6 protein-coding genes are annotated in these 12,210 nt (G+C 40.1%); all 6 read right to left on the reverse strand.

The features are described 5' to 3' along the window. Positions 1-1,434 (reverse strand): hypothetical protein, encoded by a 1,434-nt coding sequence (locus tag AC04QZ_RS04535; protein ID WP_478356750.1) that lies wholly within the window; start codon positions 1,432-1,434, stop codon positions 1-3. A 58-nt stretch (positions 1,435-1,492) separates the two neighbouring features. Beyond that, positions 1,493-1,795 (reverse strand): alpha-L-fucosidase C-terminal domain-containing protein, encoded by a 303-nt coding sequence (locus tag AC04QZ_RS04540; protein WP_086546579.1) that lies wholly within the window; start codon positions 1,793-1,795, stop codon positions 1,493-1,495. 208 nt (positions 1,796-2,003) lie between these two features. Next, complete coding sequence (locus tag AC04QZ_RS04545) at positions 2,004-3,749, reverse strand: RagB/SusD family nutrient uptake outer membrane protein (RefSeq protein ID WP_478356751.1); 1,746 nt, start codon at positions 3,747-3,749, stop codon at positions 2,004-2,006. Positions 3,750-3,760: 11 nt separating this feature from the next. After that, positions 3,761-6,850, reverse strand: coding sequence for a SusC/RagA family TonB-linked outer membrane protein (locus AC04QZ_RS04550; RefSeq protein WP_478356752.1), 3,090 nt, complete (start codon positions 6,848-6,850; stop codon positions 3,761-3,763). 105 nt (positions 6,851-6,955) lie between these two features. Further along, on the reverse strand, positions 6,956-8,584 hold the full coding sequence (locus AC04QZ_RS04555) for a RagB/SusD family nutrient uptake outer membrane protein (RefSeq protein WP_478356753.1): 1,629 nt from the start codon (positions 8,582-8,584) through the stop codon (positions 6,956-6,958). A gap of 9 nt (positions 8,585-8,593) precedes the next feature. Continuing rightward, complete coding sequence (locus AC04QZ_RS04560) at positions 8,594-11,494, reverse strand: SusC/RagA family TonB-linked outer membrane protein (protein WP_478356754.1); 2,901 nt, start codon at positions 11,492-11,494, stop codon at positions 8,594-8,596. Positions 11,495-12,210: the final 716 nt, after the last annotated feature.

Raw genomic sequence — 12,210 nt, forward strand, 5'->3', positions numbered from 1 at the left:
TTAGTTTACGGCAATTACTTTTATTGAAGATGCCTTATCGTTAAAGGTAGAAACAAAGGTGCTTGATGAGGTGAGTTCTATACTGCTTCCGGTAAAGTTATCTCCGTCATACATAATTACTTTAACACCAAGACCTAAATTAACAGATGATATATCGTTATTACTAATGCCACGACTAATTAAATCGGCGGTGGTATACTGGCCCACAGGCAATGATACACCATAACCTCCATAACTGGAATTCTGATGAAATTTAGCAGAACCATTAGCCCCAATTTGCGGCACACCATTTAAAAATGAAAATGAATAGGTTTTGCTCACATTGCCTCCATTCTTCAAGAGCAATTTCACCCTGATGTTGTACGCTTCGTTATTTTTATAATAAAGTTCGCTAAACGGGATGGTTGCCGAAATGGTATTTCCGGTACCCGGGTTCGATCTCCATGCCACTGCATTATAATCAGCGTCACTACTACCCAAATCCGGATCCATGTAAATCAAAATATCATTTACCACTTTATTGCTGGTAAACGAACCGGTAACAGTGAAAGCCTGCGTTGTTGCATTGTAGGCAAACTGCGCATTAATCGTGGTAGTAGCTGCCTCGTAAGGTATTTCTGTAGGCAAAGGATTCTGGAACACTTCATTACGGTTCAAAATGGCCGCATCAACCTCGGTTAAGAATGTTGGCTGGCCTTTACTGAAAGTTACATTTCCTGATCCCATTAAAGAAGTACCTAAGGTTGGTTGTTCTGAAGCATATTTGGCATGATCGTGTGGTAAATTTAAGCCATGTCCAAGCTCATGCAGCATACCCCCAAGTAAATTTGATGTTGCATTAGGAATTTTATCAACCGCCATGTTTAAATTATCAGTAGCAAAACAATTTTTACCATAACCGTAAAAGGGCTGATCAAAACTACCATCTGTACGCTGCGGCAATAAAATCAGCGTGTGACTCGAATTAGAGAACTCTGATGCATGAGTAGCTTTGTAAGTAGCAATTTCATTCAGGATTTTAGTTGCCGAAATACTGGCATCATAAGGATAAGCCGATTGTCCGAACTGAGCTGGTATTTCGATAAAACGCACCAATCCGGTTGAATCGATTTTGGGAAGCCCCATGTATTTATCATAGCCATATCGTAACATTTCGGTATGGAACCAGCCCTGAAAATGAACCAATAAGGAGGTTAGGCGGGTTTTGTAATCAGAAAGCGCCGGATTATCGGTTGGCACAAACATTACAATGTTTAAATTTTTGGTATTGGTTACGAAACTCGGCGGAGTGGTTCCCGAACTTAGTGCCAACGTGGTTGGTTTTGCGCTAAACGTTTCTGGTTCTGAAACGGGTGCTTTTTTACAGGCAGTCATTAGAAGGCCGCTTGAAATCATCAAAAGCAGTGCAAAGCAAAGTTGTTTTTTGTTTTTCATGTTTAATGGTTTGAGGTTATTTGATTAATTGATTTTTATTTCATCATTGTCATTTTTGTTAAAAAGTGACCTTTACCACCCTCCCCGCAGCTTCCTTGCTGATCAGCAATGTTTCTGGCACCGATATCCTAAGCCCTTTATGATCCTGTTTCCAGTTTAGTTTTTCATCTGTTTCGTCGAGCACTACCGCTTTAACCTGAATCTGGTCGTGAGATAGCGACTTGATAATCAGTTCGCCATATTCGGTTTCATTTAAAAAAATATGCAGTTCATCTTGCTTTCCCGAATAAAATATAATGGGTTCAAGTGTTCTGATATCGATGGTAGATCGAGATTGTGCCGGAGTAAATTGCTTCGTCATTTGATCAATAGTTCATAAGTCAATAGATTCATATTTTAATGCTTTATAACTGGGTCCTTCATTAGCAGGCAGAGCAAACGGATGTCGTACTCATCTTAAACCTGTCGTCACTGTAGCCCGGATGAGAATCTTAGTGCTTACCGCATTAAGATTCCCAATCGGGTTTGTCATCACGAAACGTCCAGTTCGCCCAGCTTTCAACTCACCATTACCATCCTGGATTTTGAATCAGTACTGTACTCTTGTTAATTTCTGATTGTGGAATAGGAAAATAATACATTTGAGGATTGGTAAATCTCCTTGTTTCGAAAGAAAAACGAGCGCCGGTAACGGTTGATCCGCTACGTGTCCAACGCATCCCGTTTGCCGGACCATTTATTAAAGTTTCTGCCAGTTTCCATCTTTTGATATCAAAGAATCTGATCGCTTCTTCATAGGTTAACTCTACCCTTCTCTCATTGCGGATTACTTCTCTCATTTGCTCTTTGCTTAACTGCGATGGCAATTGAAATGGTACTAAACCAGCCCTTTCCCTAATTTGCTCCACAGCCTGGTACACTTCTGTGCTGGGTCCGCTAAATTCGTTAAGTGCTTCTGCGTAATTCAGTAATATCTCGGCATATCTGATGGCCACCAGGCCAATATTATTGGATATACCAAAATTGCCGCCAGCACCTTCGTGACAAAATTTACGGTATAAATAGCCCGTTTTAGTAGATCCTGAGGTACCTAAACCATCGCCTGGGGCATTGGCATATAAATTCACTACCGTTTTGGTGTTAGTGGTATTGTTTAACCACAAGCTGCCATCATATAAAATAGAATAATAAAAACGGGGATCCCTGTCTTTGTACATATCTGCTTCTACGTAACCAGAGCCTGCCTCTTTAATGTTTTTACCATTTTTCATCGGATAGGTATCTACCAGTTCCTGGGTTGGATAAGAGTAAGCCTGTCCGCCGCGGGAAACCGGAAGCAGAAAACCTTCGTACCACCTGTTTGTCGATTTCATGACCTGAAAAATATGTTCAGGGGTATTTCTGGTAATCATCATCTGATAATACCCGTAACCAGGGGCAGTTGTATTATCTTTTACCAAATTGTATATGCCCATATCCATTACCGCCTTTGCGGCATCTGCGGCCAGTTTCCATCTATTGTTATCCAGATTATCGTAACCTGCCAGGTTTTTATTGGCACCTGTACCAGGATTTTGCCCGTTAAAAAGAGGACTGGCAGCCAGGAGTAAAACTTTTGATTTTAAACCCATTGCAGCACCTTTTGTCGGGCGTCCGAAATCTTCAATTTGTGTGGTTACAGGCAAAGCTGCGCAGGCATCTAATTCGCTCACCACATAATTTACAGTTTCAGCAAATGTAGACCTGGCTAAACCAAAATCGTCTGTTATGGCGTATACTTTATCGCCAATAACTGGCACACCACTATAATTACGTAGTAAATGCCAGTAATAATAGGCCCTTAAAAACCGGGCTTCCAGTTTTAAAGTTGCTCTTCTGGCGGCCGAAATTGGAGATCGGTCTACGTTTGCCAAAAAAACATTTACCCGCCTGATATTATTGTAACAATTGTTCCAGTGGTTCTTAAACCGGCTAAAATCGGCCTGACTTTGAAATGTTGCCGAATTAAAGGCGGGTGCTATTTGTGCGGTGGCTCCGCTCCATACGATATCCGAATCGTCTGATGCATCGCTGTACGACCACAAACCACCGCCTGTTAAGCCATTATCGAGATAGTATGTTCCGGCCAAACCGGTATAAATACCCGTTAAAAACCTAAACGTTAACAAACTATCGGCAAATACGGTCGCTTCATTGAGCTGCCCTACGTCTGTTTTATCCAAAAAACTACTGCTATCAGTTTTTTTGCAGGCAACAGCACCTATCGCTAATAAACCAACTAATGTTAAAGTTTTTAAATAATTTATATTTTTCATCTGTTTATATATTAGAATGTTACCTGTAAGCCAAGGTTTACGATTTTTTGTTGAGGATAGGATGAATAGGCCTCTACCGTCCCTGTAGAATTTATAGACTCAGGGTCTACATCATAAATCTTCAGGTTAAACCAGGTAATCAGATTTGCAGCATTGGCATAAATGCGGGCATTTGATAATCCGATTTTACTGATCAGTTTGGTACTGAAATTATAGCCGAGTTCTACATTTTTGAGTCGGATATAATCTGTTGGGCGTAACCAAAAAGTAGACTGATCAAAGTTGGCGCCACCTAAGCGTGGTAGTTCTGCCGTTTCCTTGGTTTCCGGCGTCCATCTTTTTAAGTGTATTTCGGCAGGTGTACCGTTCACATTCCCAATCTGGAACATGGTAGAAGCGCTTAAGCTTCCTTTTGCAGCCCCCTGGAAAAGTACCGAAACATCAAAACCTTTGTAGCTTGTGCCTAATGAAAAACCGTAGTTGATCTGAGGGATATTCGGGTTGCCAATCGGGCCAATATCACCCTGATCGATCTTTCCGTCGTTGTTGATATCGGCATACTTCAAATCGCCAGGTTTAACTGCGCGACCAACTGATGTGGGACTATTGGCAATATCGGCCGCATCATTGTAGAAACCTATGCTGGTATACCCATAAATCTGACCAATAGGCCGGCCTGTGCGCATCAGCAAGGGGTTGCCTTGATTATAAGGCTCATCGCGGTAAATTATTTTATTTTTATAGATGGAAATGTTTCCTTTAATGAAATAGGATAAGTTTTCTGACAGTTTATTCTGGTATGACAGGTCGAGTTCAAAACCTTTATTATTTACAATACCCAAATTTACCGGAGGTAAGGTAATACCTGAGAAATTAGGCACGGTTTCCCTAACGGTTAAAATATCATACCTTTTATGGTTAAAATAATCGAAGGTGATCCCGAGTTTACTGTTCAGCAATTTAATGTCTGTACCAATATCCAGTTTTCGCTCCTGCTCCCATCTTACATCTTCATTTGCGAGGGCGCCCGGCGTAATGCCATACTGTAAGCTGTTATTATCGCCAAACCAGTAAGAGTTTGCGGCTGTTGCCGGCGCATTATAAATTTCTTCGTAGATATAACGGTAAGTATTCGGGAAATCATCAGAACCAACGGTACCTAACGAGCCCCTTATTTTCATGTAATTGATAAAAGGAAGGGCTTTTTTAAAGAAGGGTTCCTCACTAATGTTCCAGCCTGCACTTACTGCCGGAAATAAACCATTCCTTTTACTTGCTTTGAACCTGTCGGTACCATTATATGCTCCATTCAGTTCGAATATGTATCTCGATTTGTAATTATACCCTACCCTGGCAGAATATCCTCTGAAATTTGCAGGAATATTGGCACCAGAAATATCTGCTAACTGGTTGTACACAATCAGACCATATAAATTATGGTTTCCAAACTGGCGGTTATAATCTAAAATACCTTGTACGTTAATCTTACGAAGGGGGTAGCTGGATGTGTTGGCATCAAATGTAGTTGTTGCCGTAAGCGGTTCTAACCTGCTTAGCTCCGGAAAAACAGGGTCTAAAACATCCGATCCCGGCAGGTAGGCATACGTAGGAAAGCGCCCTCTGGTTAACGATCGGTTAAACTCTACATTATTGGTGTAGGCCAAAATTACCCTTGCGGCAAGCCCTTTGGTTAAAAAATCTAAATTTTGGTTAGCCTTTAGGTTTAAGTTAAGGTTATTGCTATAGTTTCGGTTGTAACCGGCATATTGCAAAATACCAACCGGATTTAATGTGGCTGATTTTCTACCTCCGTAACTCCCGTCTTCGTTTTTTACCGGGTAATTCCATGGATTTAAAAGTCCGCTGCTTAACCTTCTCCAAATAGAAACGGCACCACCGGCCAGTACATCAGGAAGATTTGGCTGGTTAATTTCATTAAACCTGGCCGAAAGATCTAACTTTAAGGTTAAGGTTTTAGTTACATTCAAATCAACATTCGACCTGATATTGTATCTTTTTAAATAATAATTACTGTTAAAATTTTCATCTTTTTCTATCTCTTTTAAAATACCGTTTTGATTAACGTTACCAAGCGCTACGAAATACTTTAAATTTTGAGTACCACCAATAATGTCGATATTGTTGCTTTGCTGTAATGCATTTTTGCGCATAACCTCATCGTACCATTTTACGCTCGGGTAACGGTAAGGATCGTCTCCCAGTTTAAAATGGTTTAGTGCCTCTTCGGTAACCAGTCCGGGATAGGTCAGGTTGGGATCTCTGCCTTCATTTACCTCTTGCTCCTTTAATAAGAGTAAGGCGTTATAAGAATCCAGTGGTTTTCTTCTGATGGTAGGTGTTTGTAAACCAAAATCGCTTCTGAATGTAATTTTCGGGGCAGAATTTGTTCCTCTTCGGGTGGTAATCGCAATTACACCGTTAGCGCCCTTTATACCGTAGATAGCCGTTGAAGAAGCATCTTTTAAAATGGAAACGGTTTCGATTTCATTGGAATTTAACTGGCTTAACTGTTCGTAAGGGTACTCTACATCATCTACAATAACTAATGGTCTGTTAGATGCACCTGTGTAAGTACTAACCCCACGAATGTAAATATTAGCGGCATCGGCACCTGGCTGGCCGCTGGTTTGCTGCTGGAACAAACCGGGAAGCCTTCCGGCCAGTGCATTTTGAAAACTTGCTGCAGGACTTTGTCTTAATTCCTTACCCGACACCGTACTGGTTGCACCGGCATTGGTTATCTTCTTTTGCGGGGTAAAACCCACTACAACCACTTCATTTAAATTTGAATTATCTTCTTTTAAAACAATATTTAAAGGTTGGCTGGTAATGGTTACCACTTTTGTGATGTAACCAACAGAGCTTATGATCAGTTTGGTACTGTTTGCACCAACCTTAATGCTAAAAGCGCCACTGGTATTGGTGATCACAATATTCTTTGGGTTTTCCTGTTCTGTAACTGTTGTAGCAATCAATGTTGTGCCCTTATCATCGGCCACCACACCCCTTACCATTTTGGTTTGGGCGTAAGCCAAATTAGTGATCAGCACAAGCAATATTATATTCAGTATTTTTTTCATCTGTATATAGTTTCTTTTTTATCGGCATGAAACCATCCTGATTTCCGTTTCACTTCTGTGATTTGAAAACCTGTATGCTTCATTAATTTAAATTTATGCCCCTTACTAATTAGACCATCCTGGGTTTTGAACCATTTTGTTATTGGCTAATATTTCAGCCTGTGGTATAGGGTACCAGTACATTTTGGTATCGAATACAGCATTTGCGGCATTGAAATAAGTATACGAGTAGGCTGTTCCGTTTTTGATAATCTGCACACCTCTAACCGGTTTGTTTAATTCAATTTCGGCCAGTTTCCATCTTCTCAAATCCCAGGTTCTGTGCTCTTCAAAAGCCAGTTCTATCCGGCGTTCATTCTGAATTATTTTACGCAGTTCATCTTTGCTAAGCGTAAGCGATAAACCGTAAAGATTATTGGAACCAGGAAGAATTCCTGCTCTTTTCCTGATTAAAACCAAATTGTTAACGATATCAGCAACTGCCCCACCCGATTCGTTTAGCGCTTCGGCATGGTTTAATAAAATTTCAGCATACCTCAATAAGATTACATGATGGGCCTGATTGGTGTAAGTAGTAGAACTTTCAAATTTGCCCATAAATTTCCTCAGGTAATATCCCGTTCTGGTCTGTGTCCGGTTTCCTCCCGGCTTATCCTGACCACCTTCAAAGGTTTCAACAGGCCTTCCCAGCCAATTTTTGCCATTGTGCATAATGGTAGCGGTTAATCTCGGGTCTCTGTTTAAGTATGGGTTATTCGGATCATAAGTCGATCCTGCATCGGAAATGGCTTTTCCATCGAGCATTAAAAATGCATCGACCAGGTTTTGCGATGGACTGGTTAAACCAAGGCCCTGTAAATATCCAATCGGACCATTGTTGATTTCGATATTGGTATTTAAAACGTTCTGTTTAATAAAAATAAATTCGGTGTTTTTGGTTGCATTAAAATTGGCTACCCAATCGGTTACCAGGGTATAACCCAATGCTTTAACATCGGCGGCTGCCTGTGCGGCTAATGCCCATTTCTGGATATTATTTGTTGGGTTACTTAAGGGACTGGCGGCATACAACAGTACTCTCGATTTTAGGGCCATTGCGGCTCCGATATTCGCCCTGCCCCAATCTCCATCTGTAATGCCATAAGGTAATAATGAGCTTTTTATGGCATCCAACTCTGCTACGATATAAGCATAACATTCGTCGAGCGTATTTCTTGATACATTTATATCATCATTGATGGTATATATCTTATCGCCAATTAAAGGCACACCGCCCCAGCGCTTAACCAGTTCAAAGTAAAAATAGGCCCTCAAAAATCTTGCTTCCGCTTTAAACTGCGTTTTTAAAACTGCAGTTGTGGGTACCACATCTACTTTGCTTAAAAAAAGATTGGCTCTTCTGATGCCCAGATAATTTTTGCTCCAAACATCATCAGGAAGGGTTGTAGATGAGATTCTACCCGTACGGTAAAATTCTGCCTGGGTTCCTATTCTTGATGGTACGGCATCGTCTGTTCCGGCATCTAAAAAGCTGCCATCTATCCTATTATACCAATCTGGCAACAACAAATAGGTTCCGTTTAAAAATTGTTTTGCATAATCAGCATTCTTATCAGAAGGGTCAAAAATTAAGTCGCCGGTGATGCGGTCTAAAGGTTCTGCCTCAAATTTTTTCGAACAGCCAAATGCAAATAACAGGCAGATTATAGCGATGTATATTTTATAATTATTCATAATCAAGATTTAAAACTGAAGGTTAACACCAAAATTGAATATCCGCTGATTGGGCACATTTCCGATCAACACTTCCGGATCTACCCCATCCAAGGTTGTAGCGGTTAACAGGTTAAGACCATTGGCAAATACTCTTACATTGGTCAAGCCGATTAATTTGATCAGGCGGCCAGGTAAACTGTAACCTATTTCTACATTTCTTAATCTTAAATAGTTGCCGTTTTTCACCCAGAAAGAAGAAACCTGGCTATTATTTGGGTTATTGCCAACACTTAAACGTGGGTATTCTGCCTGCGAAGCGGTAGCAGGTGTCCATCTTAACAAGCTACTTTCTAAGGCTTGTCCATATCCACCGGCTGCACCGGTTGATGCAAAATTGATAAAGTTGAAATACACATTTCTGTTTGCTGTACCATTTAAGGTGAATGAAAAATCCAATCCTTTATAATTGATCCCACCTGTTAAACCATAAAAGAAAACAGGTTTGGTACTGCCGATCGCGGTCATATCATAAGTGTTGATGATGCCATCGTTATTTAAATCCTTATATTTTAAATCGCCCGGAACCGGGAGGTAGCCATCAACCTTTGGTCCGCTGTTAATTTCTGCTGTATTGTTGTAAAAACCATCAGCCACATAACCAAAAGTTTGCCCTACAGGTTGACCGGTTCTGTATTCGTAAGCATTTTTTCTAAAAGGCTCATCATTAAAAATCACTTTGCTTGCGCTCCACGAACCATTGGCAGTAATAAAATACCTGAAGTTGTTGATCTGATTTTGATAGCCAAGCGCCAGCTCAACACCCGAATATTGGTTTTTACCTATATTTTCAGGCGGCAAAACAGCTCCAATTACTGCACTTGCATTTGTTCTCCTGGTTTGCAACAGATCGTAATAACTGTTCTTATAATAATCGGCGGTTAACCATACTTTATCCTTTAACATCGAAACATCTAAGCCGATATTAAATTTCTTGGCTTTCTCCCAGGTAATATTTGGGTTAGCCAGCGGTCCTTCATCTTTTGTACTTGAAGTGGTTAGCGGATTTCTGCTGTAAAAGGTATCGCCATTATCAAAGTTTTGCAGATATAGGAAATATCCCGCGGCCGCATTTGTAGCGGTTAAACCGTATGAGGTTCTCAGTTTTAATGAATTAACTGTGTTTTTTAAATTGGCAAAAAAACTTTCGTTGGCGATGTTCCATCCTAAACCAACTGATGGAAAGAAGCCCCACTGGTCTCCCGCTTTATAACGGTCGTAACCCATGTACGAAGTGGCCAGCTCCAATAAATACTTATTATCGTAATCGTAATTAAACCTTCCGCCCAGCGATTGATTAACCTGCGATAAAGCGCCACCCAAAACGTAACTGTCTCTGATAAATAACAATTGGGCTTTAAAGTTATTTTTATCGATTGTTTTATCATAGCCCAGATCAAAACGGGAAAATATCTGCTGGTTTAAATCTGTTGGAGAAGAACTATTCGACTGCGTACCATCGCCCCCTATTGTTTTATAGCTCGTTTGGTTTGTAACAGGATTTACTACCGGCGAATACACTGCAAAAGATTTACTTCTGTTAATGTTTTCGTTATAGTAAGAATTGAAAGATATTGCGCCACTAGCATACAAACCAGGCAAAAAAGTATCGAGCTTTTGCATTAATGATACATCTGCCCCTAAATTTCTATTGACCGATGGCCTGTATCCCGATTTTATCGACATACCATACAGGTTATTTTGAAACTCGGTGTTTCCCCCAAGCGAGCCGTTTTCGTTAAATTTCGGATAGGCATTATTGGGCGTGGTTAACAATGTGCTATAAATACTAGCTATTGTAGATCCGGGTTGATTGCTATTTCTTATTCTTCCAAACAAGCTTAAACTGAGCGTAGTACTATTGGTTAAATCAACATCGATATTACTTCTAAAAGAATACCGCTTAAAACTATTGTTCGTTTCATAGGTATTGATGGAAGGATCGGTAACTAAAAAACCACTTTGGCTCAGGTAATCAAGGTCTACAAAATACCTTACCTTGTTGCTTCCACCTCTTAAGTTAAGGTTTTGTCTGCTCACAGGGGCGGTAGCTTTTAAAATTTCATCAGTCCAGTTTACATTGGGGTGCGTAAAAGGATTTGTACCATTTTTATACTTATCTAAATCAGCTGCTGTATAAATGGCTTGACGCCCGTCGTTTGCCAGCGCCTCATTAAATAAGGTAGCATAATTAAATGCATCCAGAAATTTAGGTCGTTCAATTTGCTCCTGAATACCGTACTGACTGGTGAAGGTAATTTGCTTAGGCATATTTGCACCGCGTTTGGTCGTGATCAATAACATCCCGTCAGCGGCTTTCATGCCATATAGCGCAGTTCCCAGTGCATCTTTTATGACTGAAATACTTTCTATTTGCTCAGGATCGATACTGAGATACGAACGTGGTACGCCATCAATTACAACCAAAGGCGTTCTTCCCCTTAGCGATATAGCAGGTTCGTCAGAACCCAACTGGAAATTATTTTGAACCACGTACAAACCTGGCAGTTTCCCGTACAACATTAAACCAACCTGTGGTGTAGGAAAACTCTTTAGCTCTTCTCCACTTAAAGTAGCCGAAGATTGAATTCTTTTTACATTTTTCTGCGTTCCAAATAAAAGCGGAACATCATGATCTGGCAAAGTTACGGCTACAGAATTCCTGAGTTTGTTTCTCAGAGAATCTCTCAAATTCGATAATGAATCGTTGGGAATTTGTTTACTATTTTTTTTGGCCGGCGAGGGCACCTGAAATTTCTTGCTTGAATTGGTAAGGTTTGGGAATGCCAAAACATCAACACTGTTTGCCAAGAATAACAGCACCCCAAACAGCGTCATCCGCTTTATAATCGAAGTATAAGTTCCGCTCATTTAAAATAATTTATTTTGTTTATAATTTTATTATGCAGAAGGCAATGACTCTCCATGCTGCGCGAAAATTTTAATCATTCCGCATACTGATAGCCAGCATGATTACTGCATACTGCATTAATGGTGAGCATTTACTCACATTTATTCTATTGATAATGGATTGTATTTATGCCTTAAGCATAGGTATTAGAAATTTTGATTCGTTTCCTGCGAATAGCAAACGGAAAAGCGGGTATATGCAAAACGGCATATTGCCCCATTGGTTAGGGATAAGTTTCATGGTTTGGTTATCTTTTGATTAGCTGATTTGAATTATTCAATTTAAAGTCGTGAATAGACTGTACTTTAGTTGGTGTGGTTAGCTTTTCTTCATATCCTCTGGTTTGGTCAGTTTATTTAATCGATAGTTTCTGTGCCACTGGTTATTGTGGAATAGTTAGCTCAATTTCGTTAAACCAAAACTGGCGCATTATTCCCTAAAAAAGGTCGAAAATTGTAAATGAAAGGGTAGAAAAACCGTAATCCTTTAATATTTTAATAAGTTCGCACTATATTTAAAGGAAATACATCAAAGGCTATTCTTCCATAGCGATAAGATGGCCAAAAAACTAGCTTAATTTTATGAAACTGCGTTTAATCGCTTTATGGTTTTTCCCAATGCTTTTTATTTGCACCACTTTGTGTGCCCAGAAGCATCTTGTTTTTAACCACCTCAG

This window comes from Pedobacter folensis (genome assembly GCF_056490665.1).

Coding starts and splice junctions, on each gene's coding strand:
- AC04QZ_RS04550 (WP_478356752.1), bottom strand. CDS start 6,850: ATGAAAAAAATACTGAATATAATATTGCTTGTGCTGATCACTAATTTG.
- AC04QZ_RS04560 (WP_478356754.1), bottom strand. CDS start 11,494: ATGAGCGGAACTTATACTTCGATTATAAAGCGGATGACGCTGTTTGGG.
- AC04QZ_RS04540 (WP_086546579.1), bottom strand. CDS start 1,795: ATGACGAAGCAATTTACTCCGGCACAATCTCGATCTACCATCGATATC.
- AC04QZ_RS04555 (WP_478356753.1), bottom strand. CDS start 8,584: ATGAATAATTATAAAATATACATCGCTATAATCTGCCTGTTATTTGCA.
- AC04QZ_RS04545 (WP_478356751.1), bottom strand. CDS start 3,749: ATGAAAAATATAAATTATTTAAAAACTTTAACATTAGTTGGTTTATTA.
- AC04QZ_RS04535 (WP_478356750.1), bottom strand. CDS start 1,434: ATGAAAAACAAAAAACAACTTTGCTTTGCACTGCTTTTGATGATTTCA.